The following is a 25,927-nucleotide window of genomic DNA, read 5'->3' as shown; positions in this document are numbered from 1 at the left end:
CTGTGCACGCCGGCGATTGGTCTTATTGTTACGTGCGCGGGCGAATTCTACTTGCGTTTCTTCCTGTTGGCGATATGAATCGCCCCACCATCCACAGCCAGTGCAGCTTCGTGTACCGCCTCTGACAGGGTCGGGTGACCAAACACCGTCAGCGCCAGATCTTCTGCGCTGGAGCCGAATTCCATGGCGATGACCACCTGCTGGACCAGATCAGCCGCTGAAGGGCCGACAATATGGCAACCCAGGATGCGGTCGGTCTCTTCGTGGGCCAGGAGCTTGACCAGACCATCGGAGTCGTTGGAGGCCAGTGCGCGACCATTGGCCACGAACGGGAAAGTGCCCGCCTTGTAAGGTACACCTTCGGCCTTGAGTTCCTGCTCGGTCTTACCGACGGCAGCAACCTCAGGGTGGGTGTAAATCACCGACGGAATGCAATCGTAGTTCATCTGGGCTGGCTTGCCGTGAATACGCTCGGCGACCATGATGCCCTCTTCCGATCCCTTGTGCGCCAGCATCGGGCCGCGCACGACATCGCCTACCGCGTAGACGTTGGGGGCTTCTGTCTCACAGAAGTCGTTGACGAAAATAAAGCCACGCTCATCGAGTGTAATGCCGGAATCGGAGCTGAACAGCTCTTCTGAACGCGGGCGACGACCGACTGCGACAATAAGCTTGTCGAATGTTTCGCTGTGCTCACCATCGGCAGTGCTGTATGACACGACCACTTCTTTGCCCTTGACCTCGGTGCCGGTCACTCGCGCACCCAGGCGGATATCCAGGCCCTGCTTCTTGAAAATCTTGGCCGTTTCCTTGGAAATCTGCTGGTCCATCATGGGCAGGAAATCGTCCAGCGCTTCCAGCACCACAACCTCGGCGCCGAGACGGCCCCAGACCGAGCCCAGCTCCAGGCCGATCACACCGGCGCCGATGACACCGAGGCGCTTGGGTACTTCGGAGAATTCCAGAGCACCGGTAGAATCTACGATGACGTCACCGTCCACCGGCGCAGAGGGGATGTTGATGGGCAGTGAACCGGCCGCGATGATCACATTGCTCGCTTCTACGACCTGGACGTTACCGTCCTTGTCCGTCACCTCAACCTTGGTACCGGCGAGCAGCTTGCCGGTGCCCTGCAGGGTGGTAACGCCATTGTGCTTAAACAGGCCGGCCACACCGCCGGTCAGCTGGCCGACGATCTTTTCCTTACGCGCCAGCATGGCGGGCACGTCGATCGCCGTTTCACCCACGGAAATGCCGTGCAGGCCAAAGTCAGCTTTTGCTTCGTGGAACTTGTGGCTGGAGTCCAGCAGTGCCTTGGAGGGGATACAGCCGACGTTCAGGCAGGTTCCGCCCAGCTTGATCTTGCCTTTGTCATCGAGCCACTGCTCGACACAGGCGGTGGACATCCCCAGTTGCGCCGCCTTGATTGCAGCCACATAGCCTGCGGGGCCAGCGCCAATTACCACTACATCGAATTTCTCAGACATTTGTTTTCTCGTATCAAGTCCAGGTCAGGCCCGCCGCAGCGGGGCCATTTAAACATTAGAATTACAGTTGCAGCAGGATACGCGCAGGATCTTCAATCAAATCCTTGATCGCCACCAGGAACTGTACCGCTGTCTTGCCGTCGATCAGACGATGATCGTAAGACAGTGCCAGATACATCATGGGCAGAATCACCACTTCGCCATTAACTGCCATGGGGCGCTCCTGGATCTTGTGCATACCCAGAATGCCGGTCTGCGGCGGATTGAGAATAGGCGTCGACATCAATGAGCCGAACACGCCACCGTTAGTCACGGTGAAGGTGCCACCGGTCATATCTTCAATCGTCAGCTTGTTGTCGCGTGCGCGCAGTCCAAGATCCTTGACCGCTGCTTCCACGTCAGCCACGCTCATAAAGTCAGCGTCTCGCAGCACCGGTACCACCAGGCCACCCTCGGTGGATACCGCTACACCGATATCCTGGTAGCCGTGATAAACAATGTCGTTACCGTCAATCGACGCATTGACCTCGGGGTATCGCTTCAGCGCCTCACAGGCGGCCTTCACAAACATGCCCATAAAGCCAAGGCGCGTACCGTTATGGGTCTTTTCGAACTGCTCTTTGTACTTACTGCGCAGAGCCATCATCGGCGCCATGTTCACCTCGTTAAAGGTGGTCAGCATGGCGGTTTCTTGAGTGGCATTGAGCAGGCGCTCGGCAATCTTGGCGCGCATGCGGGTCATCGGCACGCGCTTCTCGATCCGCTCGCCAGTGGGCGCAACAGGCGTGGCGGGTACTGCGGCAGGCGCAGGAGCAGCGGCCGGGGCAGGCGCACTGGCAGCAGCGGCATCGCCACTTTTTATGTACATCAGAATATCTTCTTTGGTAATACGGCCGTTCTTGCCGGTACCAGTTATGCGGGAGATATCGAGCTTGTGCTCTTCAACCAGCTGCCTCGCAGCCGGGCCCAGCAGCGCAGCGAGGTCTTCGACAGCTTCCGCCGGCGTGGCAGCTTCGGCAGGTGCGTCGCTCGCGGCGGCCGCAGGCGCGGACGCGGCAGCACCCTGCTCCAGGCTCGCCAGCAATTGCTCAGACTCGATGGTATCGCCTTCCTGAGCGTGGATCTTGGTAATGACACCGTCCTCCGGTGCTACCACCTCCATGACTACCTTGTCTGTCTCGATCTCGACAATCAGCTCGTCGCGAGAAACAGCCTCACCCTCCTGCTTGTGCCAGGCGGCTACTTCGCCGTCTGCTACGGATTCGGGAAAGGCCGGTGCCTTGATTTCAATCGCCATCTCTTTTCCTTCGCGCTTAGTGTTCCCAGGGCGTCTCGGGCGCCAGGGCTTTGTTGATAAATGCTTCCAATTGTTCCAGGTGCAGGGCCATGTAACCCGCCGCCGGTGACGCTGAACTGTCGCGACCGACGTAGTGCAGGTACACGTCTTGCTTGTGCTTGAACATGGCTCGGCGCATGTGGTGCTGGCTGGAGTACCAGGCGCCCTGGTTCATGGGCTCTTCCTGACACCAGACCGCGTCCTTGATGTTCGGGTACTGCGCCAGTACTTCTACCAGGTCCTGCTCAGGGAACGGGTACAGTTGCTCAATGCGGATGATCGCAATATTGTCGATTTCGCGCTCGCGACGCGCTGCGCGCAGGTCGTAGTAAACCTTGCCGCTGCACATAATCACGCGCTCTACCTTGGATTTGTCCAGATCATCGGTCTCGTCCAGCACGTTATGGAAGTAGCCCTCGGCCAGATCTTCCAGGGTGGATATCGCTTCCTTGTGCCGCAGGAGGCTCTTCGGCGACATGACGATGAGCGGCTTGCGCAGCGGGCGGATGGCCTGGCGGCGCAGCATATGGAATACCTGGGCTGGCGTACTGGGCACACACACCTGAATATTGTGTTCCGCACACAGCTGCAGGAATCGCTCAAGACGCGCCGACGAATGCTCGGGGCCCTGCCCTTCATAGCCGTGAGGCAGCAGCATGGTCAGGCCGCACAGGCGCTGCCATTTGTGTTCGCCAGAGGTAATGAACTGGTCAATTACTACCTGGGCGCCGTTGGCGAAGTCACCAAACTGCGCCTCCCAAATGACCAGGCCCTTGGGCATGGTGGTGGCATAGCCATATTCGAAAGCCAGCACCGCCTCTTCAGACAGCAGTGAATCGTGAATTACAAAAGGCGCTTGGGATTCATCGATATGCTGCAGCGGCACGTGGCAGCTTTCATCCTTCTGATTGTGCAGCACTGCGTGGCGGTGCGAGAACGTGCCGCGACCCACATCCTGGCCCGTCAAGCGAACCGGATAGCCGTCTTCGAGCAGCGTTGCATAGGCCATGGTTTCCGCAAAACCCCAGTTAACAGGCGCTGCGCCGGCGGCCATCTTGCGCCGGTCTTCAATAATCTTGTTGACGGTGCGCTGCAGCGGAAAATTCTCCGGCGCTGCGTTGATCTCCTGACCCAGGGTCTGCAGACGCTGCATATCCACTGTAGTATCTGCCTCATCGGTCCAGGTGTGGCCGATATAAGGCGACCAGTCGACAAACAGGGTCTTGTTAGGCTCTGACACCAGGCTACTGACCAGTGGCTCGCCCCGGTCGAGTGAATCGCGGAAGCCGTTGACGAGATAATCGTCTTCTTCCTTGCTCAAAACACCCTGGCCAATCAATTTGGCGGCATACAGGTCGCGAGTGGTCTTGTGCTTGCGAATGGTCTGGTACATGAGCGGCTGGGTCACCGAGGGCTCATCCGCTTCGTTGTGACCGCGACGGCGGTAACAGATAAGATCGATGACGACGTCCTTCTGGAACTCGGTGCGATAATCCACCGCCATCTGGGTGACAAACAGCACCGCCTCGGGGTCGTCCGCGTTAACGTGGAAAATCGGCGCCTGAACCATCTTCGCTACGTCGGTGCAGTACTCAGTAGAGCGTGCATCTTCGCGACGGTTGGTGGTAAAGCCCACCTGGTTGTTCAGGACGATATGAATCGTGCCACCGGTCTTGTAAGCGCGGGTCTGGGACATCTGGAAGGTTTCCATGACCACACCCTGGCCGGCGAATGCAGCGTCGCCGTGAATCACAATCGGCACGACCTTGTCGCCGTCGGTATCGTTGCGACGCTCCTGGCGTGCTCGCACACTGCCCTCCACTACCGGAGATACAATCTCCAGATGTGAGGGGTTAAAGGCCAGGGCCAGGTGCACCTCGCCGCCAGGGGTCATCACGTTGGAGGAGAAACCCTGGTGGTACTTCACGTCGCCAGAGCTCTCGTACTCGGCTTTACCTTCGAATTCGTCAAACAGGTCTGCCGGGTTCTTACCAAAGGTGTTTACGAGTACATTCAGGCGCCCGCGGTGGGCCATGCCGATCACAATTTCCTGCACACCGTAGCTGCCGGAGCGCTGGATCATCTCGGCCAGCATGGGAATCAGGCTCTCGCCGCCTTCCAAGCCAAAGCGCTTGGTGCCGGGATATTTCGACCCCAGGGACTTCTCCAGGCCCTCTGCCTTGATCAGGCGACGCAGCAGCGTGAGCTGAACCTCGGCGCCAAAATCAGGTGCGCTGCGCACTGACTCCATGCGGGTCATAATCCAGTGGCGCTCATCGGTGTTAACGATGTGCATAAACTCAGCACCGATGGACTTACAGTAGGTGCGTTCAAGGACATCGTGGATTTCACCGAGAGTGGCATCCGCTTTGCCGATGTGCAGGCTGCCGGTCTGGAAGACCGTATCGAAGTCGGCTTCAGACAGCTCGTGGAAGGACAGCTCGAGGTCGCGCACATGTTCGCGTTCCGCAATACCCAGTGGGTCGAGGTCCGCCTTCTGGTGACCGCGCTGACGGTAGGCGGAAATCAGCTGCACCACGCGAACCTGCTTGCGCTCGTATTCGGTGGCCTGGGAATCGTGCTGCACGGTGGCTTCGGTGCGTACACGCATCTTGCTGATCTGGGCAAAACGATCGCGCACGACTGAGTGGGGTATGTCCTCAATCTGGGTGTGATCGGATTCCACCCGGGGCAACTTGTCAAAATATTCGCGCCACTGTTCAGGCACGCCGTTCGGGTCCTTGAGATAGGACTCGTACAGGTCTTCTACATAGGTGGCATTGCCACCAGCAATATGAGAACTCCGCCATAGGAGTTCCATTGAGCTCTCTTGCATTTCAGCCCTTCCGGAGAGGAGGTTAATGCCCGTCATTGGGCAGATATATCCAGAGTTTAGCAGTGACTGGCCATGGTCGCCGATAAGACCAAGGTCTAGCCCCCTAAAAAAGTGTGCCGCTGCATCGGCAGCGGCGAACTAAAACACAAATGGCTCTCTATTACAGTGACTTATGCCACAAAGGCGATCACTGAATGGCGCGATATCAGGATGCGCGGTTGCGAGAGAGCAGCATGTGCTTGATGTGCCCGATGGCGCGGGTCGGATTGAGACCCTTGGGGCACACGTTTACGCAGTTCTGAATGCCGTGACAACGGAATACGCTGAACGGGTCGTCCAGGTTGGCCAGGCGATCACGGGTAGCGGTATCGCGGCTGTCCGCCAGGAAGCGATAAGCCTGCAGCAGGCCGGAGGGGCCCACAAACTTGTCGGGGTTCCACCAGAATGAGGGGCAGGAGGTAGAACAACAGGCGCACAAAATACACTCGTACAGACCGTCGAGCTTTTCGCGCTCTTCGGGTGACTGCAGGCGCTCAATGCCCGGGGCTTCAGATTCATTCAGCAGGTAGGGCTGAACCTTCTCGTACTGGCTGTAGAACAGCGCCATATCGACCACCAGGTCACGAACCACCGGCAGGCCGGGCAGCGGGCGAATAACAAGCTTATTGTTCTTCACAGTCTCAGATAGCGGCGTGATGCACGCCAGACCATTCTTGCCATTCATGTTGAGGCCGTCAGAGCCACAAACACCTTCACGACAGGAGCGGCGGTAGGCAACCGTCGTATCCTGGGACTTAATCAGTTCCAGTACGTCGAGCACCATCAGGTCTTTACCAGCGGTGTCTACCAGGAACTCCTCCATTTTTGGCTCAGAGTCGGCTTCTGGGTTATAGCGGTAGATACTTACATTCAACATCGATCAAAACTCCTAGTAAGTCCGTGCCTTGGGCGGGAATGCTTCAACGGTCTCGGGTTCAAAGTTCACATCACGCTTACCCACGCGCTTCTCGCCGGGGTAGTACATGGAGTGACACAGCCAGTTCTCATCATCGCGCTCCTGGAAGTCGTCGCGAGCATGCGCTCCGCGGCTCTCCTTGCGCCCCTCAGCAGTAATCGCGGTCGCTTCTGCTACTTCAAACAGGTTGTGCAGCTCCAGGGCTTCGATGCGGGCCGTGTTATAGGCCTGGCTCTTGTCCTCGAGGTGAATATTTTCGATGCGGCCGCGCAGGTCAGCCAGCTTCTCAATGCCTTCAGCCATGAATTCACCGTTGCGGAACACGCCGAAGTGGTTCTGCATGGTGTTTTGCAATTCTTTGCGAAGGTCGGCGACCTTCTCGCCACCGGTGGAATTGTTCAGCTTATCGAGGCGGGACATGGCCTGCTCAATATCGGTCTCGGAGGCGTCGCTCATCTCAATGCCGTCTTTGAGGGCATTCTCGATAAACAGGCCAGAGGCGCGGCCAAACACCACCAGGTCCAGCAGCGAGTTGCCGCCAAGACGGTTGGCACCATGTACTGATACACAGGCCACTTCGCCACAGGCGTAGAGGCCTGGAATGATCACATCGTTGCCGTTGGCGTCCTGGGTCAGGGCCTGGCCGTGAACATTGGTCGGGATCCCGCCCATCATATAGTGACAGGTGGGTACCACGGGTACGGGCTCTTTCACCGGGTCTGCGTGGGCAAAGGTGCGCGACAGCTCACAGATACCGGGCAGACGCGACTCAAGCACATCTTCGCCGAGGTGATCGAGCTTGAGGAACACGTGATCACCCTCGGGCCACAACCGCGGCCTTCAATAATTTCCATGACCATGGAGCGGGCCACTACATCGCGGCCGGCCAGGTCTTTGGCATTCGGGGCATAACGCTCCATAAAGCGCTCGCCGTCTTTATTCACCAGGTATCCACCTTCACCGCGACAGCCTTCGGTGACCAGCACACCCGCGCCGGCAATACCGGTGGGGTGGAACTGCCACATTTCGATATCCTGCACGGGATAACCGGCGCGCAGGGCCATACCAATACCGTCACCGGTATTAATGTGGGCGTTAGTGGTAGAGGCGTAGATACGGCCGGCACCACCAGTAGCGAAGACGGTCGCCTTGGATTTCACGTAGACGGTTTCGCCGGTTTCCATGCAGATAGCGATGACACCCACCACTGCACCGTCCTGGTTCTTTACCAGATCGGTGGCGTACCACTCGTTAAAGAACACGGTATTGTTCTTCATGTTGCCCTGGTAAAGGGTGTGCAACAGTGCGTGACCGGTGCGGTCGGCCGCAGCACAGGTGCGGGCAGCCTGACCGCCCTCACCGAAATTCTTTGACTGGCCACCGAAAGGGCGCTGGTAAATACGGCCTTCCTCGGTGCGTGAGAACGGCAGCCCCATGTGCTCAAGCTCAAAAATGGCCTCGGGGCCAACGGAGCACATGTACTCGATAGCGTCCTGGTCACCGATATAGTCGGAGCCCTTAACAGTGTCATACATATGCCAGCGCCAATCGTCATTGGGGTCAGACGAGGCGATGGAACAGGTAATGCCGCCCTGGGCGGACACCGTGTGAGAGCGAGTGGGAAATACTTTGGAGATCACCGCAGTCTTATAGCCAGACTGGGCAAGTTGCAGAGCAGCGCGCATACCAGCGCCGCCGCCGCCGACGATAACGCCGTCAAAAGAGATTGTGCGAATTCCGGACATAGTGTTTAACCCTTGAGGATCTGGGTCCCCTGAACGGGGTGAGCAGCGCCATAGACGCGAAGTAAAAAGGACGGTTGCGCGGAGGAGATAGCAATCCGCTGGCTACCGGTGTCCAGACTAACAGGACGATTGTCTTTCACATTGAATACCATTGTTGCGCCACAAGACGATTAATGTGTACGGCGTGAAGCCCGCTTTGGACGCCCACCCGGACGGTCGGCAAGTCCAAAACGCGCGAAATTATAAGGACTTAGGGCGCCAATTACAAACCCGGCGCCCCCCCGGGGGCAATTTCACGATTTACGCCTATCTGCGTCGATCATCGAAAAACCTGTTTGCCGATTTTACGCCCAAACTGCGCACACGATAGGCGACATTAGTCCTTGATTGATTGACAAAAAGTGCTGAATCACTATAGTGGGCCACCCTACTGATATCTCACTGCAGGACCCCCTTATGAGTGACAAAAAAGCCACCCTCACGATCGATGGAATGGACGAGGCAGTCGAGCTGCCCATCTACTCCGGAACCATCGGTCCGGACGTTGTGGACGTTGGCAGCCTCACTGGCAAAGGCATGTTCACCTATGATCCTGGCTTCGTATCAACCGCTTCCTGTGAATCCCAGATCACCTACATCGACGGCGGCAAGGGCGTTCTGCTGCACCGCGGCTACCCCATCGAGCAGCTGGCCGAGCACTCAGACTACCTCGAGACCTGCTACCTGCTGCTGTACGGAGAGCTCCCCACTAAGGAACAGAAGGATAAGTTTGTCAGCACCGTCACCAACCACACCATGGTGCACGAGCAGCTGGCTCACTTCTTCAACGGCTTCCGTCGCGACTCCCACCCCATGGCCATTATGTGTGGTGTTGTCGGCGCCCTGTCCGCCTTTTATCACGACTCACTGGATATTTCCGATGAGCAGCACCGCCAGGTGGCGGCGTTTCGCCTGATCGCCAAGATGCCTACCCTGGCCGCCATGAGCTACAAGTTCTCCATCGGCCAGCCGTTCATGTACCCCGATAACAGCATGGGTTACGCAGAGAACTTTCTGCACATGATGTTTGGCGTACCCTGTGAAAAGAGCAACATCAGCCCGGTACTGGCCGATGCCATGGATAAGATATTCCTGCTCCACGCCGACCATGAACAGAATGCGTCCACCTCCACTGTACGTCTGGCCGGCTCCTCCGGCGCCAACCCTTTCGCCTGTATCGCTGCAGGTATTGCTGCGCTGTGGGGCCCCTCTCACGGCGGCGCCAACGAAGCGGTACTGGATATGCTGCAGGAAATCGGCGATGTCTCGCGAATCGACGAGTTCGTGGCTCGCGCCAAAGACAAGAACGATCCTTTCCGCCTGATGGGCTTTGGTCACCGCGTGTACAAGAACTTCGACCCGCGCGCCAAGGTAATGAAAAAAGCCGCCGACGAAGTGCTGGCGGAACTGGGCCTGGAAAACGATCCGCTGCTGGCTATCGCCAAGCGCCTGGAAGAAATTGCCCTGGAAGACGAGTACTTCATTGAGAAGAAGCTCTATCCCAACGTCGACTTCTACTCCGGCATCATCCTCAAGGCCATCGGCATTCCCACCAGCATGTTTACCGTGATCTTTGCTGTCGGCCGCACCATTGGCTGGATTGCCCACTGGCACGAGATGATCAGCGGCAGCTACCGCATCGGTCGCCCCCGCCAGCTGTACACCGGCCACGACAAGCGCGACTTCGTACCCCTCGAGGACCGCTAAGGCATGTGGGAGCGAGCGCCACAGCAAATCGCTCCCACAATTACCAAACAAGAAAGCCGCACTGCGGCTTTTTTTGTGAGTAGAATACGCAATCAATAATTTTTGGACCTGAAGCATGACCGATATTGTCATCAGCGGCACCGGCCTCTACACCCCGCAAGAATCCATTAGCAATGACGAACTCGTTGCTTCCTTTAATGCCTATGTTGAGGCCTATAACGCCGCCCACGCCGCCGCCATTGAAGCCGGTGAACTGGCGCCTCTGCAGCCCTCCTCGGCAGAATTTATCCACAAGGCGTCCGGCATCAAGTCGCGCTATGTAATGAACAAATCCGGCATCCTGGACCCCGAACGCATGGTGCCTTCGCTGCCCGAGCGCCCGGACGACGCACCGTCCATCCAGTGCGAAATGGCTATCGCAGCGGCTCGTGAAGCCATGGAACAGGCCGGCAAAAACGCGGCTGATATCGACGCCGTCATCGTCGCCGCATCCAACATGCAGCGCCCCTACCCCGCCATGGCGGTCGAAATCCAGGACGCCCTGGGCATCACCGGTTTTGGCTTTGATATGAACGTAGCCTGCTCCTCAGCCACCTTCGGCATCCAGCAGGCCCGGGATATGGTCGCCGCGGGCAGCGCCGGTTGCGTGCTCATGTTGAATCCGGAGATCTGCAGTGGACACCTGAATTTCCGCGATCGCGATTCCCATTTCATTTTCGGTGATGTGTGCACGGCAGTGATTGTTGAACGGGCCGAGCAGGCCAGCAGCGCCCATCAGTACGTGATCGTCGATAGCGTCCTGCAAACCATTTACTCCAACAATATCCGCAACAACTTTGGCTTCCTCAATCGCGGCGACGAATCCGGCATCGGCCAGGCCGACAAGCTGTTCGTGCAGGAGGGACGCAAGGTATTCAAGGAAGTGTGCCCGGCCGTGGCCAAGCAGATCAGCACCCAGCTCGACGCTCTGGGCATCCCCGCTGACCAGCTCAAGCGCATGTGGCTACACCAGGCCAACCTGAGCATGAACCAGCTGATTTCCAAGCGCGTACTAGGCCGCGAGGCGAGCCCCGAGGAAGCGCCGACGATCCTGGACGAATACGCCAACACCAGCTCAGCGGGATCCGTTATCGCCTTCCACAAGCATCGAAGCGACTTTGCGGCAGGTGAGCTCGGCGTGCTGTGCTCCTTTGGTGCCGGCTACTCGATCGGCAGCGTGGTGTTGAAGAAGGTGTAAGTACCTCGCCCAAAAAAAAAGCCCCATGTCTGGGGCTTTTTTTTGGGGTTGTGAAAAGGCAGTGGCTACATCGCCAGTATCTCTGCCAGTGCGGCAAAGAGCTCGTCCATCTCCTCGTCCGTGCCAATGCTAATGCGCAGAAACTGGTCGATCCGCGGCTTACTGAAGTAGCGCACGACAATGCCCCGCTCGCGTAAGGCGGCAAAAATCTGCGCCGCGTCGTGCCCCGGATGGCGGGCAAATATGAAATTGGCCGCCGAAGGCAGTACTGCAAATCCCAGATCGCGCAACACCTTATCGGTGCGCTCCCTGGTCGCCACAACCTTGTCACAACACTGCCTGAACCACGCCTCATCAGCCAGCGACGCCAGTGTCGCGCGCTGGGCAACTACATCCATGGGGTAGGAGTTAAATGAGTCCTTCACCCGCACCAAGCCCTCAATAAGCGGCGCCTGTCCAAACGCAGCGCCTACCCGCATGCCCGCCAGGGAACGCGACTTTGACACCGTCTGAATCACCAGCAGGTTGTTATGCTCGGCAATCAGTGCCGTGGCAGATTCGCCGCCAAAGTCGATATAGGCCTCATCAATGACCACAACCGACTCCGGGTGTGCGCCAAGCAGCCGTACAATGTCCTCTCGCGGCAACAGTACACCGGTGGGAGCATTGGGATTAGGTATGAGAATCCCGCTATTAGGCGCGCTATAGGCGTCTACGTCGATAGTGAAATCGTCGCGCAGCGGCACCGGCTGATAGTTCACCTGATACAGTTCACTCCACACGGGGTAGAAGCTGTAACTGATATCGGGAAATAACAGCGGCTTGTCGTGCTTCAACAGCGCCTGAAACGTGTGAGCAAGCACCTCATCTGAGCCGTTACCCAGGAACACCTGTTCCGGGGTAAGCCCCTCACGCTCGGCGAAAGCCGCTTTGAGCGCGCTGGAATCGGGATCCGGGTAGCGCTTCAATTCCGACGCAGAGGTGCCAGCAATCGCCTCCAGCACCGCCGGTGACGGGCCATAGGGATTCTCATTGGTATTCAGTTTAACCAGGCGCTCTGCTTTAGGCTGCTCCCCCGGCACATACGGGGTCAACTGGCTGGCGAGGTCACTCCAAAAACGGCTCATATAAAATCTGACTCTCCAAACAAATCACAGGCAGTGTAACCGAGCTGCGCAGAGGTGTCGCCAATATCGCCGCCTGATATCGAGCAGCGCAGGCGCGATCGCGACAGTGCCCTTCGGGTCAATAACAGGACAGACGGCGCAAGCATAAAAAAAGCCCGGCTCAAAGAGCCGGGCTTTTGGTGTTGGCATCCCGTAGGGGGTTCGAACCCCTGTTACCGCCGTGAAAGGGCGGTGTCCTAGACCACTAGACGAACGGGACGTTGTACTGGCCTCAACCAGACGACGCGCATTATAAGGAACAGGCCGGGCATTGCAACACCCTGAGGGCGAATTCGACATAAAAAGTTCACACTGATTATTCCTTGTTCAGTTTCGCTGCATCTCTGTCATACAGGCATAAAAAAGGGCGCCGAAGCGCCCTCTCCTACTCGCCAGGCCTAGTACTTGAACTTGGCGTCGATCATCAGGCGATCGTAGTCGCGCACATCACACTTCAGGCTGTCGGTGCACTTCTCACCGTCGAAGTAAGTGAAGCCCAGCACCCACTTGTCGACAATGGTATAGGCGCCGCTAAACTTATGACCCTTGCCATCGGTACCGCCACCCATGAAGTCCGAGTCGGTCAACAGACCCACAGTCGCGTCCGCTTCCAGGTCCTGGTACTGGTACTGGAGTTGCCAGGTACCCTGGGCCTTGGCCTTGCCAAGCTTGGCGCCGACGATGTAACCCGTATCGAAATCATCTGCGTCCCGGTTCTGCACGACATCACCGTACACAGACAGTGGCATGTCGCCGATGTTAAAGCTGGCGTCCGCACCTACGAAAACCAACTCGTAGTTGTAGAGATAGTTACCCATCTCGTCGGCGGAGTTACCGAACAGCGCGTCATCGTAGAACGCCGGGAGCCCCTTGATCGGGAAATCCAGATAACCTGCGGCTACTGTCACAGGGCCAAACTCGCTGCCGATCTGGGCACCCCAGAACGACTCGTCCAGGCCGTTGCGGGTATCACTCTCCAGGTGAGAGTAGGATGCATTTGCAAAGAAGTGCTTGCCCTCGTAGCCGGCAAACAGACCTTCAGGACGGTAATCACCATCCCAGATCAATCCACTCTTGGCGGGGTTGTAGAACGGGTTGCTGACCTTACCGCCAGACAGCCAGAATTCGTTGGGCTGATAGCGGAAGTAGGCTTTGTCCAGGCGCACGTCCTTGGTGGAACCGCCGCCGCCCAGGGTCTGGTTAGTGGACACAGGGTCGTCGCCACCTGTCGCAATACCCAGGCCAACGGTAATGGCATCGCTCACGTTGGCGCCAAGTTCGGCGCGCGCGCGAATACGGCTGCGCTGGCGGTCGTTGCCACCATCGTCAATGTCTTCGTAGCGGTAGCGGAAATCGCCCTTCCAGAAGAGCTTCTCGGCCCAGGCGCTGGACTCGTTCTGCGCCTTGAGGCTGGCTATGTCCGATTGCAGAACTGAGAGATCTTCCTCGGGGACGGTCGCGCCGGATTTCAGCGCTGCGTTCTCTGCTTCCAGCGCCTCTACCCGGGCAGCCATCGCGGCAAACTGGGCCTTGAACTGCTCCCACTCAGCCTCCGGAATAGCGGCCTGGGCACTGATGCTTGCACCACTTGCGAGCACACCAGCCACTGCAACACTTAACAATTTGTTCATATTTCCTAGCCTCGAATTTGGCCACTAAATGGCCGTTTTGTCGTGTTCGGGCGCAGAATACGAAGTTAATGTGACAGTAGTGTTACAGGAGACGGAGAATTACGCGGGAAAAAAGGCACTATTGCCACAATCGAACTGCGATTGTGGCAGCTTTATGACAGGGGTGTAGATTCAGGCGATCCAGCCCACCCAAAGGTAGCTGACCAGCAACAGGCCGCAGGCCTCTGCCAACAGCAACGGAAGCCCTACCCTGGGCGGTTTACGCAGTTCATTTTTCGCCGCACGCAAGTTCACACACACCCTCCACTCAATCGATATCATTTGTATATACATACAATAGACAATAAATGAGCCGTGGCCAAGCCGGAAGGCTGTGCTAAAGTACCGCTTCTTTGTCGCATTTAAGCGTTTCTCGAATGTCAAAAACCAAGATTCTCAACGTCCGTATCGACCCCGATTTGAAGAAAAAGGCGAAAAAGCTCGCCGAAGCCGACGGCCGTTCACTGTCCAACTGGGTGACAAAGCTGATTAAGGACACCGTCAAAGCCGCTGAGAAGCAGGGGCAGTTCGACGCCAAGGATGAGGAGGCTTAAGCCAGCGGTGAAAAGGCGCCCCTGACAGGGTTGCCTACGCTTGCAAGTAACGACGGCCGCCGTAGCAGGCAGCCATCGCTTATCAGATTAACCGAAGCGCCCGGTAATATAGTTCTCGGTCAGGGTGTGTTTCGGCATCGTGAACACCTCTTTGGTGTCCCCTACTTCGATCAATTTGCCCAGATGGAAATACGCCGTGCGATCGGATACCCGGGCAGCCTGCTGCATGGAGTGGGTCACAATGGCAATGGTGTAGCGGGCCTTAAGCTCATCGATCAACTCTTCAATGCGCGCGGTGGCAATCGGATCCAGTGCCGAACAGGGTTCGTCCATGAGGATGACCTCGGGGCTAACGGCAATGGCCCTGGCAATACACAGACGCTGCTGCTGACCACCCGACAGACCCGTACCCGGCTTGTCCAACACGTCTTTTACTTCCGACCAGAGGCTCGCACGCTTTAGGCTCTTCTCGACAATCTCATCAAGCTCAGCTTTGCTGTGGGCCAGGCCGTGGATACGCGGCCCATAGGCGACGTTCTCATAGATCGATTTGGGGAACGGGTTAGGCTTCTGGAACACCATACCGACCCGGGCGCGCAGCAAAACGGTGTCCTGGCTGGCACCGTAAATATCTTCCCCGTCCAGAGAGAAATCCCCCTTCACCCGACAAATGGGAATGATGTCATTCATCCGGTTGAGCGTGCGCAGAAAGGTCGACTTGCCACAGCCGGAGGGGCCGATCATGGCGATTACCTCGTTCTCGGCAATATCCAGCGACACATCCATAATCGCGTGCTTGTCGCCGTAATAGACATTGACGTTGCGCGCTGACATTTTGGCGTTCTCGACAAACGGCTCGCCGACTGTTTCGTAGCCGCTGACATCGCTGTGCTGGTGAATATCCAACGCCGGCGTGTCGCTGCCGGCCGCTTCAGGAATTGCAGTCAATTTCGCAGACTCTTCCATGTTTAATGCTCTTTCTATTTCAGTTCGAAGCGCTTGCGAAGGTAGATAGCCAGCGCATTCATAATAATCAGGAAACCCATCAGCACCATAATGGCGGCTGATGTCTTTTCAGTGAAACCTCGCTCCGGGCTGTCAGCCCACAGGAAGATCTGCACCGGTAATACCGTTGCGGGATCGGTGACCCCACCGGGCACATCCATAATAAACGCCACCATGCCAATCATCAGCAGGGGCGCTGACTCGCCCAGTGCCTGCGCCATACCGATAATCGAACCTGTCAGAATGCCGGGCATAGCCACGGGCAGGACATGGTGAAACACGGTTTGCAGCTTTGAGGCACCCACACCCATGGCGGCTTCACGAATGGATGGCGACACGGCCTGAATAGCGGCCCTGGAGGTAATGATAATGGTCGGCAGCGTCATCAGCGACAATACGATACCACCTACCAGCGGCGCCGAGCGCGGCAGCTCAAAAAAGTTGATAAATACCGCCAGGCCCAACAGACCAAAGACAATCGAGGGCACGGCGGCGAGATTATTGATATTAATCTCGATTAAGTCGGTAATACGATTCTTGGGGGCGAACTCCTCAAGGTATACCGCGGCAAATACACCAATTGGAAACGCCAGCAAAAAGGTCACTATCAAGGTAAAGAAAGAGCCGTGCAGAGCGGCGCGAATACCGGCGAGTTCAGGCTCGCGCGAATCACCTTCGGTGAAGAACAGCACGTTAAAGCGGGTTTGCGTCCGATCCTCGCTATCGAGCCGATCGAGCCAGTCCATTTGCATGTTCTTAACACGCCGCTCATCCTCGGGCTGATCCCGGGTCACCTGCCCTTTAAGATAACTGGCCGCTTCCGAGTGTGCCAGCAGCCATACATCCTTAGCCTGGCCCAGCAGGCTGGGATCGGTCATCACCATATCCTGCAACTGATACTCCGCGCCGAGGCTGAGCAAGCGATAGAGCTGGCGTTTGTCCTTGCGCCCGGTGACATCGGGAAACAAATCGCGCATCGAGGCCTTCGCTAGACCAGCATAGTCCCCTGCCCTGAGCTGCTTGGCATCAGACTCCGGTGTTACCCCAATCCTGTCGGCATCAAAATGGATTGGCACCAACAGATATTTCTGGGTGAATGCGGGCGTGCCTTTGCTGACGATATCGAACAGCAAAATAAACAGAAATACGAAACCAAGCATTACCGCCAGGCGGCCGTACCACTGAAAGCGCTTTTCGCGGGCGTAGCGTTTCTTCAGCGACGCCTGTATCAGCTCGGTGTTTTTGAAGCTTCGCTTACTCATATTGCTCTCGGTAACGGCGCACGACATACAGCGCGATAATGTTCAGTAACAGGGTGACGAAGAACAGCACCAGACCCAGCGCAAATGCCGCCAGCGTCTTCGGGCTGTCGAACTCCTGGTCACCGACCAGCAGAGTGACGATCTGTACGGTAATGGTTGTCACGGCCTCCAGTGGATTGGCCGTCAGCTTTGCGGACAAGCCCGCCGCCATTACTACAATCATGGTCTCGCCAATGGCACGCGATACGGCAAGCAGAATACCGCCCACAATACCGGGCAAGGCCGCAGGGAGAAGCACCTTGCGGATGGTTTCACTCATCGTGGCGCCCATACCCAGCGAAGCCTCTCGCATACTGTCCGGCACCGCGTTGATAATATCGTCAGACAGCGACATCACGAACGGGATAATCATAATGCCCATCACCAGGCCAGCCGCGAGCGCACTCTCCGAGGCTACGGTCAGGCCGAGACTCTCACCGAGATTGCGAATAAACGGCGCCACGGTCAAGGCGGCAAAGAATCCGTAAACGACCGTGGGAACACCCGCGAGAATTTCCAGCACTGGCTTGGTCACAGCGCGAAAGCGGCGTGTCGCGTATTCAGACAGGTAAATGGCCGACATAAGCCCTACCGGCACCGCGATCAGCATAGCCACTGCAGAGATTAACAACGTGCCCACCAGCAGCGGTACGAAGCCGAAAGATCCCGACGCTCCGACCTGATCTAGACGAATAGCCATCTGCGGGCTCCACTTCAAGCCAAACAGAAATTCCTGAACAGGAATCGTCTGGAAAAAGCGCAGCGCTTCGAACAATACCGACAACACGATGCCCAGTGTGGTCAGAACCGCGATCGAGGAACAGCCAAACAGAATCCAGGTAAACGTTGACTCTACCGAGTTTCTTGCGCGCAATACCGGACTGATCCGAAGCACCGTGAGCGCGCCACCCAGCACCGCAACAACCACCACTAGCAACAACTTCAGCTTGCCACTGCTCACCAGCAGCTCGTTGTAAAAGTCTGCCGCGGCAACTTGTGTCGGCTCAAGCATACTTGCATCGCCACCACTGACAGCAAAGCTGACCATCTGGTTGTAATAAAGACCGATTTCATTCTCGCTTAGCGCGCGAATTTCTGCAGGGAACTCTGCAACGATCAGGCCGCGAATAGCCGAGCCCTCCAGCGCCACCCAGAAAATCAACACCAGCATGGCCGGCAGCCCAGCCCACAATGCGGTCATATATCCATAGTGCTTGGGAAGCGAGTGCAGACTTTGCATACCCCCCGCGGCGGTAGCAACGATTCGGGAGCGCTGCCGTCCTACCAGAAAGCTGACAAGGCACAGCGCTACCAGGGTGATAAAAACGGTCGATGTGGGCATTACGGGCCTTTCAAAAATAACGTGCGCCGCTCAAGGGCGGCGCACCAGTTTACAGCATGTGTAACGGATTTCCTCGTTACATCTTCAGCAATTTCAGACTCGCAACGTCCTTTTGAGCCTGGGCCAATTCCTCATCACCCAGGGGGATCAGGCCGCGCTCAGGAAGGTAGCCGTCTTCGCCCATCGCTTTGTTGGAAGCGAACTCAGCAGCGTACTCCTGAATACCTGGAATCTTACCTACGTGGGCAGCTTTGACATAGAAGTACAGGGGGCGAGACACCGGATAGTCGCCATCCGCGATGGTGTCGAAGGAAGGTGCTACGCCATCAATCAGCGAGCCCTGAACCTTGTCTCCGTTCTCATCCAGGAAACTGAAGCCGAAGATGCCCAAGGCATTGGGATTGGCTTCCAGCTTCTGCACGATCAGGTTGTCGTTCTCTCCAGCTTCGATGTAGGCACCATCTTCACGCACCGCGTAGGCCACTGTCTTGAAGATGTCCTTGCCCTTGGGTGCTTTGCCTTTCTTCTCAAGATAGGAATCGTAAACACCGGCAGGAATGCCCAACGATGCCATGGCTGCCTTGAGGGCTACCGCATCGTCAGCACCCATGCCACGCAGGGTCTTGAGAGCCGGTACTGCCTGAGCACCGCCGCCCAGGGCAAGCTCAGCAAACGCATCACGGGTACCTGATGTGGGGGGCGGACCAAGCACTTCAATCTTGATAGCCGGCAGCGCGGGGTTCACATCCTTCCAGGTGGTATATGGGTTGGGCATCAGCTTGCCGTCGGGGCCGGGAATATCCTTGGCCAGCGCCATGTAGATATCTTTCAGGCTAAGTTCCATCTGATCGGCCTTGCGGCTGTTGGCAATGGCAATGCCATCATAGCCTACCAGAACTTCCAGAATATCGGTCACGCCGTTCTGCTGGCAATCATCAAACTCGCTCTTCTTGATGCGGCGCGATGCATTGGTAATGTCGGGGGTACCGGCACCGAGGCCCTTACAGAAAAGCTTCAGTCCGCCACCGGAACCTGTCGACTCGATTTTGGGAGTCTTGAAGTCTGTGGAACGACCAAAGCGCTCTGCGACGACGGTGGCGAACGGATAGACCGTGGATGAACCGACGATACTGACGGTATCGCGTCCTTGGGCTTGCACATTTGACACAACCCCGATGGCCGCGGCCAGTGCAATGACACTTGCAATTTGCTTTTTCACTTGCTGAGAACTCCCTGAGTCTTGGCGATATTTCCCCGCCAACTGGCAGGGATTCTGGAGCAGTCTATGGCGAAAATGTTACGGGAATATTACAGTCGTATCCTATTGTTTTATATGAAAAATTAGCGACAACAAGGGCTACTGGGGCGGGCTTTCATGTCAAATCTCGACCGACTTGTGGGCGAGCTTGTGAGCGTTGTTTTCCCAGTCCTGGCCATCGAACTCGACAATATTCACCTGCGCCGGCATTTCGTCGAGACAATTCAGGTTAACGTCGATGCCATCGGGATTGGAACGCGGCGTATAGAAGGGTTTGATACCGCAAATCTTGCAAAAGGTATGTTGGGCTATGCCACTGTTAAACGTGTATGTGGTGATGTGCTCCTCGCCCGCCAACAGGGTGAAACGCGAGCGGGGGACAATCAGGTGCAGGTAGCCGGACTTGCGGCAAACAGAGCAATTACAGCGCTCAATTTCCACCGCTGCCGGGGTTTCAACCTGAAACCGCACGGCCTGGCAGTGACAGCTACCCTGATAAATCAAATATCGCCAACCTGCTCGATGAAATCTTCCAGGCTGCGATGACGCACATCCTGTCCGCGCACCAGATAGACCACGTGCTCGGCAATATTGGCCGCGTGATCGCCGATGCGCTCCAGACTGCGCAGTGCCCACATTTCGTTGAGAATCGGCCCGATATCGCGCGGATCCTCCATCATAAAGGTCATCAGGGCGCGCATGGCACTGTCGTACTCCTTGTCGACCGCCCGGTCTTCCTTAACCACCTCTACCGCAAGCTCCAGGTCCAGGCGAGCAAAGGCGTCGAGCGATTTGCGCAGCATGGAGGCCACATGACTCCCAATATGGCGAATCTCGACGTAGTTGCTCGGCGAGATGTTTTCCTCTGCGAGGCGAATGGCCTGGCGGGCGATTTTGGCTGCCTCATCACCAATGCGCTCAACGTCGGTATTTACCTTCATAACCGCCACAACCAGGCGCAAATCGCTGGCCGCAGGCTGACGCCGGGCCAGGATAGTGGCGCACTCGTCATCGATGGCCATCTCCATTTCGTTGACCTCGTGATCGCGCTGCACAATGGTCTCGGCCTCACCCGTGTCACGAGAGACCAACGCCTCTACCGCCTCACTGAGCTGCTGCTCTACCTTGCCGCCCATTTCCAGCAAGTGATTTTTGATGGCCTCAAGTTCAGTATTGAACTTCTCGGAAATGTGCTGTTTGTAATCGTCCTGCTTAAGCATATCCTGTTCCTCGGGGCTCTAGTCTTGCGAAGGGAATACCAGAGAGAAGGTACTCCCCGACCCCAGTTTGCTATCAATATCCAATTGCGCACCATGCGCTGCGGCCACGTGTTTCACAATGGCCAGGCCGAGACCGGTACCCCCCGTCTCGGAAGAGCGACTATCGTCCACACGATAAAAGCGCTCTGTTAACCGGGCAAAATGACGGGGATCAATACCAATCCCCTGATCGACGATGTCCAGTATCAAATTCCTCTCATCCTGGCGCCAACGAGCCGTGACAGGAACACCCTCATCACTGTACTTAAAGGCGTTGAACACCAGATTAGAGACAGCGCTATACAATTCCCGATAATCGCCGGAGACCTTGCCCTGACTCTGTATATCCAATTGTAGCGGATTGTCCGGATGTGTGTTGCTCACCTCTTCCTTCAACTCCTCCAGCAATGTGGCCACGTCGACAGTCTCTCCCTTGGCCTGGCTCTCGGTGCTCTCAATACGCGACAGCCAGAGCAAATCCTTGAGCAGGTTTTCCATCCGATCTGCCTGCCCGGCCATTTGTGTCATTGCGCGCACATACTGCTGCGGAATGTTGCCAGGGTCAGCGATGAACGTTCCGAGGTAACCGCTTATCACCGTCAGTGGGGTACGCAATTCGTGCGAAACGTTGCCGACAAAGTCGCGCCGCATCTGCTCTGTGCGCACCACATTGGTTACATCCCGGACGAATAACAAGGTATCGCCCTCTGCAAACTGGGTAACCACCAGCTGCAGGTGAAACTTGATAGGCCCGCTGGTCTCAAATACCAGCGGATCGCCATAGTCGCCCTCCGTAAGATATTCGGCAAACTCAGGCTGGCGCACGATATTGGATATGGCCTGGCCAATATCGTCCGGATAGCGCAGCGTCAGCAAGCCCTGGGCAGCATCGTTACACCAGCGCAGCGCTCCCTGACTATCAATAATCACCACGCCATCGCGCATCGCGGCAAATGAATCCAGAAGATAATCCACCGTCGACTGCAGTCGCTCTTCAGTGGCAGTTGCCTTGCGCTGACCCTTGTAGACGCGGGCGACAACCTCGCCCCACACACCAAACAGGTCTGGCGGCGCCTTACTACTGTCAGCGAGCCATTCCTGGAGCCGCCACAACTGCAGCGACCAGAACAGCAGCAGACCAATTGCAGCAAGCAGCGCCCATACCAGTGGATTACCGAAGTAAAAGCCCGCCAAGGCCGCGAGTGCGATCGTGCCTATCAGCCGAAATACCGATGCCAACCACTCCATAGGTTCCGGCGTTGCCCCCTATATCCCGCGTGATGAAAAACGATAGCCCGTGCCGCGCACGGTCTGGATCAAATTACTGTGGTCGGCATCCGCGCCCTGCAACGCTTTGCGCAACCGGCGGATGTGGACATCCACGGTGCGCTCTTCCACATACACATTGGCTCCCCATACCTGGTCCAGGAGTTGGCCCCGGGTATAGGCGCGCTCCGGATGCGACATAAAAAACTGCAGCAGCTTGAATTCCGTTGGCCCCATATCGACGGCGTCGTCGCCCACGAACACCCTGCGACTTTCCCCATCCAAAATGAGGCCGTTGACCTCCATCCGGGCATTTTCCTCACCGCCCACCGTACGGCGCAGCAACGCCTTGATCCGGGCAATTAACTCACGGGGGGCAAACGGCTTGGTGATGTAATCATCGGCGCCAACATCAAGCCCCTGAATGACGTTATCCTCCGCTGTCTTGGCGGTCAGCATAATCACCGGTATCTCACGGAACGTGTCGTCGCGCTTAAGCCTGCGCAGCAGCTCCAGGCCACTGCCGCCGGGCAGCATCCAGTCGAGCAGGATAATGTCGGGGCGATGATCGACCACAGCGGCATACGCTTCCTGAATATTAGGCGCTTCCAGGCAACGAAATTCAGCGATCTCGAGCGCCATGCGCAGCATATCGCGGATCGCAAATTCATCATCGACAACCAGAACAGTACGTTCGCCAATCACAGCCCATTTCCTTCATTCACCTGAATGCAGGTATTAGATGATGAAATTATGACAACAAAATGACAATCGGCCAAAGAATTACAAACAGGACCATAAAATCGCCCGGTGGCCCCGCTTTTGGCTAAACAGGGCACCGGGTGTCGAATTAACGCAGGCTTGCGTTAATGTTCTTGAGCATCTGGTTGCCGGGGCAAAGATCCTCGGCATCCAGGGTGTTGAGAGGACGTCTGGAGGTCTCCAGAACGTCGTGCAGGTCGCGGGAATCCTTGTCCATATAGATCAGCCCCGTCAGGATATCGCCGGCAGTGCGGTGCTTCTCCATATTCATCAGGGCGGAAGTACGGTCAAAGGGATCCAGGTCTTCGCTCATCTTGTAAAGATGAATGGAAGAGCCATCGTGCAGAGTCACCTCATGACTGGAGCCGGGCGCGTAGTCGGTGGTGATTTCCTTCTGCATAGGCACAAAGTCGACCGTGCCTGTAGCCTCTGCGTGTTCGCGCACAAACTCGTAGCTTTTGGTCGAGCCGGCGTTGTTGTTGAACGTCACACAGGGAGATACCACGTCAATCAGCGCAAAACCGCGATGACTGATCGCTGCCTTGATTAGCGGCACCAGCTGCTCCTTGTCCCCAGAGAAGCTGCGAGCGACGAAAGTCGCGCCCATTTGCAGCGCGGTGGAACACAGGTCGATCGCACTGAATACGTTGGCATCGCCCTTCTTGCTGACGGAACCCTCGTCCGCGGTGGCAGAATCCTGGCCTTTTGTCAGACCGTAGCAACCGTTGTTCATGACGATATACACCATATTCAGGTTGCGGCGCGCGACATGGGCGAACTGCCCCATGCCAATGGAGGCGGTATCACCGTCACCGGACACACCCAGGTAGATCAGGTCGCGGTTAGCCATAGCGGCACCGGTAACCACGGACGGCATGCGCCCGTGCACCGAATTGAAGCCGTGGGACTTACCCAGGAAGTACGTGGGCGACTTGGACGAGCAGCCAATACCGGACATCTTGGCAATCTTGTGCGGTTCTATAGAGAGCTCGTGACAGGCCTTGACGATAGCACCGGAAATCGAGTCGTGACCGCAGCCGGCGCACAGCGTGGAAATGGAGCCCTCGTAATCGGCCTTGGTATAACCGAGGTCGTTGACGGGCAGTTCTGGGTGGCGAAACTTCGGAATTTGATAACTCATGCTGACTCTCCCGCCTGGCTGGCAATCTTGGTGCGGTGCAGAGGCTCAATCGCCCCTCCGCTGAGATGCTGCCTAATCTGCTTGCTGATATTACGTGCACTGATTGGCGTGCCATCGAAACACAGCACCGACTTGAGCTTGTCCGGACCAAACTCAAACTCTGCCATTAGCAATGTGCGCAGCTGTGCATCGCGATTCTGCTCGATCACAAACACCTGCTCGTGGTCTTCGATGAACGCTTTCACATCGTCGTTGAACGGGAAAGCCCGCACGCGCATGGCATTCAGGTGAATGCCTTCTCCGGCGAGATGATCGAGTGACTCGCGGGACGATTCTTCACTGGTGCCGTAATAAAGCACCGCGACGTCGGTCTTCTCGGAGGCCTCGACAACTTCCGGCTGCGGGACATATTCCTTGATGGTGTCCCACTTGCGCATAAGGCGCAGCATGTTCTTCTCATACTCTTCGCCCTTCTCGGTATACACCGCGTACTCATCACGCGAAGTACCGCGCGTAAAGAAGGCGCCGCGCTTGGGGTGGGTGCCGGGATAGGTGCGATAGCAGATGGCATCGCCATCCACATCCAGGTAGCGACCGAACTCAATGCCGTCCTCGAGTTGCTCTGCCGTCATGACTTTGCCGCGATCGTACTGGCGTGCATCATCCCACTCCAGCGGCTCGGACATATTGTCATTCATGCCCAGGTCTAGATCTGTCATCAGAATGATCGGCGTCTGTAGGCGTTCGGCCAGGTCAAATGACTGGGCGCCAAAATCGAAACATTCTTTGGGCGTAGAGGGAAACAGCAACACTTGCTTGGTATCCCCGTGCGACGCATAGGCCGCCGACAGAATATCGGATTGCTGAGTGCGCGTCGGCATACCGGTGGAGGGGCCGGCACGCTGTACATCAAACAGCACCGTGGGAATCTCGGCAAAGTATGCCAGCCCCAGGAATTCACTCATCAGTGATACACCCGGGCCACTGGTGGCAGTAAACGCACGGGCACCGTTCCAGCTCGCGCCAATCACCATACCAATCGCCGACAGTTCATCCTCGGCCTGAACAATGGCGTAGTTCTTTTCGCCGGTACCTGGATCAATCCGAACACGACGAACGTACTTTTCGTAGGCATCAACGACGGATGTCGAAGGCGTAATAGGATACCAGGCCGCCACGGTGGCGCCGCCGTATATCGCGCCCAGGCCAAGCGCCGTATTGCCGTCGAGCAAAATTTTGTCGCCGACCTTGTCGGACGTTTTCACCCGAATGCCAATGGGACACTCGAGATTCGCCTTCGCGTACTGATGGCCGAGTTCCAGGGCATGGATATTGGGCAGGATCAGTTTCTCCTTGCCCTTGAATTGGTCCTTCACCAGATCGGTCAGCACCTTGAAGTCCATATCGAGCAACGCGGCGAGCGCGCCGACATAAATGACGTTCTTGAACAGCTGGCGCTGGCGAGGATCGGAGTACTCATCGTTGCAGATGCGCGTCAGAGGAATGCCGATAATATTGACATCGTTGCGCACCAAACGCAGATCGAGGGGCTTGGTATTGTCATAAATGAAGTAACCGCCCTCTTCCACTTCCTGAATGTCCTGGGCCATGCTCTGCGGATTCACCGACAGGGCGATATCCACCCCACCGCGGCGACCGAGGTAACCCTTCTCACTGACTCGCACCTCGTACCAGGTGGGCAGACCCTGAATATTCGAGGGGAAGATGTTCTTGGGCGACACAGGCAGGCCCATGCGGAACAAGGCCTTGGCGAACATATTGTTGGCGCTGGCGGAGCCGGTGCCATTGACGTTCGCAAACTTGATGACGAAGTCGTTAACGGATTCTAATCGTTTCATAA

General features: G+C 56.8%; 20 protein-coding genes, 1 tRNA gene and 1 pseudogene. 3 read left to right on the top strand and 19 right to left on the bottom strand.

Annotated features, from left to right (window positions below; translation table 11 throughout):
* Positions 1 to 47 precede the first annotated feature (47 nt).
* The 5 genes and pseudogenes from lpdA to sdhA form a co-directional block, all read right to left on the bottom strand.
* Positions 48 to 1,487, bottom strand: a complete 1,440-nt coding sequence (gene lpdA / locus BST95_RS11875; RefSeq protein ID WP_084199692.1) for a dihydrolipoyl dehydrogenase — start codon at positions 1,485 to 1,487, stop codon at positions 48 to 50.
* A 61-nt stretch (positions 1,488 to 1,548) separates the two neighbouring features.
* Positions 1,549 to 2,784, bottom strand: coding sequence for a 2-oxoglutarate dehydrogenase complex dihydrolipoyllysine-residue succinyltransferase (gene odhB / locus BST95_RS11870; RefSeq protein WP_084199690.1), 1,236 nt, complete (start codon positions 2,782 to 2,784; stop codon positions 1,549 to 1,551).
* A gap of 16 nt (positions 2,785 to 2,800) precedes the next feature.
* On the bottom strand, positions 2,801 to 5,644 hold the full coding sequence (locus BST95_RS11865) for a 2-oxoglutarate dehydrogenase E1 component (protein WP_084199688.1): 2,844 nt from the start codon (positions 5,642 to 5,644) through the stop codon (positions 2,801 to 2,803).
* A gap of 220 nt (positions 5,645 to 5,864) precedes the next feature.
* The gene (locus BST95_RS11860; RefSeq protein ID WP_084199686.1) at positions 5,865 to 6,575 is read right to left on the bottom strand and encodes a succinate dehydrogenase iron-sulfur subunit; all 711 of its coding nucleotides are present in this window, start codon (positions 6,573 to 6,575) and stop codon (positions 5,865 to 5,867) included.
* Positions 6,576 to 6,587: 12 nt separating this feature from the next.
* Positions 6,588 to 8,359: pseudogene (gene sdhA, locus BST95_RS11855) on the bottom strand (succinate dehydrogenase flavoprotein subunit).
* Positions 8,360 to 8,815: 456 nt separating this feature from the next.
* Between sdhA and gltA the strand changes: the two are divergent.
* Together gltA and BST95_RS11845 are read left to right on the top strand one after the other, a co-directional pair.
* Entirely contained in the window at positions 8,816 to 10,105 is a 1,290-nt protein-coding gene (gene gltA / locus BST95_RS11850; RefSeq protein ID WP_084199684.1) for a citrate synthase, read from the top strand.
* A gap of 115 nt (positions 10,106 to 10,220) precedes the next feature.
* Positions 10,221 to 11,342, top strand: a complete 1,122-nt coding sequence (locus BST95_RS11845; protein ID WP_084199682.1) for a beta-ketoacyl-ACP synthase III — start codon at positions 10,221 to 10,223, stop codon at positions 11,340 to 11,342.
* A gap of 65 nt (positions 11,343 to 11,407) precedes the next feature.
* On the opposite strand, the gene hisC is transcribed toward BST95_RS11845, so the two are convergent.
* The 4 genes from hisC to BST95_RS20975 all read right to left on the bottom strand — a co-directional run bounded on the left by hisC (position 11,408) and on the right by BST95_RS20975 (position 14,433).
* Entirely contained in the window at positions 11,408 to 12,469 is a 1,062-nt protein-coding gene (hisC, locus tag BST95_RS11840) for a histidinol-phosphate transaminase (protein ID WP_084199680.1), read from the bottom strand.
* A 183-nt stretch (positions 12,470 to 12,652) separates the two neighbouring features.
* Positions 12,653 to 12,728, bottom strand: a tRNA-Glu gene (locus BST95_RS11835).
* Between the two features lie 178 nt (positions 12,729 to 12,906).
* Entirely contained in the window at positions 12,907 to 14,139 is a 1,233-nt protein-coding gene (locus tag BST95_RS11830) for a putative porin (protein WP_084199678.1), read from the bottom strand.
* Positions 14,140 to 14,310: 171 nt separating this feature from the next.
* Complete coding sequence (locus BST95_RS20975; protein WP_268245021.1) at positions 14,311 to 14,433, bottom strand: hypothetical protein; 123 nt, start codon at positions 14,431 to 14,433, stop codon at positions 14,311 to 14,313.
* 122 nt (positions 14,434 to 14,555) lie between these two features.
* Between BST95_RS20975 and BST95_RS11825 the strand changes: the two genes are divergently transcribed.
* Positions 14,556 to 14,732, top strand: a complete 177-nt coding sequence (locus tag BST95_RS11825; protein WP_084199676.1) for a toxin-antitoxin system HicB family antitoxin — start codon at positions 14,556 to 14,558, stop codon at positions 14,730 to 14,732.
* Between the two features lie 87 nt (positions 14,733 to 14,819).
* Here the strand turns inward: BST95_RS11825 and pstB are convergent, their stop codons facing one another.
* From pstB to BST95_RS11775, 10 genes are all read right to left on the bottom strand, one after another.
* Positions 14,820 to 15,566 (bottom strand): phosphate ABC transporter ATP-binding protein PstB, encoded by a 747-nt coding sequence (gene pstB / locus BST95_RS11820; protein WP_229801928.1) that lies wholly within the window; start codon positions 15,564 to 15,566, stop codon positions 14,820 to 14,822.
* A 146-nt stretch (positions 15,567 to 15,712) separates the two neighbouring features.
* Positions 15,713 to 16,999 (bottom strand): phosphate ABC transporter permease PstA, encoded by a 1,287-nt coding sequence (pstA, locus tag BST95_RS11815; RefSeq protein ID WP_084199672.1) that lies wholly within the window; start codon positions 16,997 to 16,999, stop codon positions 15,713 to 15,715.
* Positions 16,992 to 18,380: a phosphate ABC transporter permease subunit PstC gene (gene pstC / locus BST95_RS11810; RefSeq protein ID WP_084199670.1), complete on the bottom strand. Its 1,389-nt coding sequence runs from the start codon at positions 18,378 to 18,380 to the stop codon at positions 16,992 to 16,994. The genes pstA and pstC overlap by 8 nt, the downstream gene beginning before the upstream one ends.
* Positions 18,381 to 18,456: 76 nt before the next feature.
* Positions 18,457 to 19,599: a substrate-binding domain-containing protein gene (locus BST95_RS11805; protein WP_084199668.1), complete on the bottom strand. Its 1,143-nt coding sequence runs from the start codon at positions 19,597 to 19,599 to the stop codon at positions 18,457 to 18,459.
* Between the two features lie 159 nt (positions 19,600 to 19,758).
* Positions 19,759 to 20,142, bottom strand: a complete 384-nt coding sequence (locus tag BST95_RS11800) for a GFA family protein (protein ID WP_084199666.1) — start codon at positions 20,140 to 20,142, stop codon at positions 19,759 to 19,761.
* The gene (gene phoU, locus BST95_RS11795; RefSeq protein ID WP_066058743.1) at positions 20,139 to 20,858 is read right to left on the bottom strand and encodes a phosphate signaling complex protein PhoU; all 720 of its coding nucleotides are present in this window, start codon (positions 20,856 to 20,858) and stop codon (positions 20,139 to 20,141) included. The genes BST95_RS11800 and phoU overlap by 4 nt, the downstream gene beginning before the upstream one ends.
* 18 nt (positions 20,859 to 20,876) lie before the next feature.
* Positions 20,877 to 22,145, bottom strand: coding sequence for a phosphate regulon sensor histidine kinase PhoR (gene phoR / locus BST95_RS11790; RefSeq protein WP_084199664.1), 1,269 nt, complete (start codon positions 22,143 to 22,145; stop codon positions 20,877 to 20,879).
* Between the two features lie 18 nt (positions 22,146 to 22,163).
* Complete coding sequence (gene phoB, locus BST95_RS11785; protein ID WP_084201154.1) at positions 22,164 to 22,865, bottom strand: phosphate regulon transcriptional regulator PhoB; 702 nt, start codon at positions 22,863 to 22,865, stop codon at positions 22,164 to 22,166.
* 148 nt (positions 22,866 to 23,013) lie between these two features.
* Positions 23,014 to 24,066 (bottom strand): 2-oxoacid:ferredoxin oxidoreductase subunit beta, encoded by a 1,053-nt coding sequence (locus tag BST95_RS11780; RefSeq protein WP_066058737.1) that lies wholly within the window; start codon positions 24,064 to 24,066, stop codon positions 23,014 to 23,016.
* Complete coding sequence (locus BST95_RS11775; protein ID WP_084199663.1) at positions 24,063 to 25,925, bottom strand: 2-oxoacid:acceptor oxidoreductase subunit alpha; 1,863 nt, start codon at positions 25,923 to 25,925, stop codon at positions 24,063 to 24,065. The genes BST95_RS11780 and BST95_RS11775 overlap by 4 nt, the downstream gene beginning before the upstream one ends.
* Positions 25,926 to 25,927 lie beyond the last annotated feature (2 nt).

This window comes from Halioglobus japonicus (assembly GCF_001983995.1).
Lineage (GTDB): Bacteria > Pseudomonadota > Gammaproteobacteria > Pseudomonadales > Halieaceae > Halioglobus > Halioglobus japonicus.
Note: the sequence above shows the minus strand (reverse complement) of the source record. Positions and strands in the feature narration are given on the sequence as shown.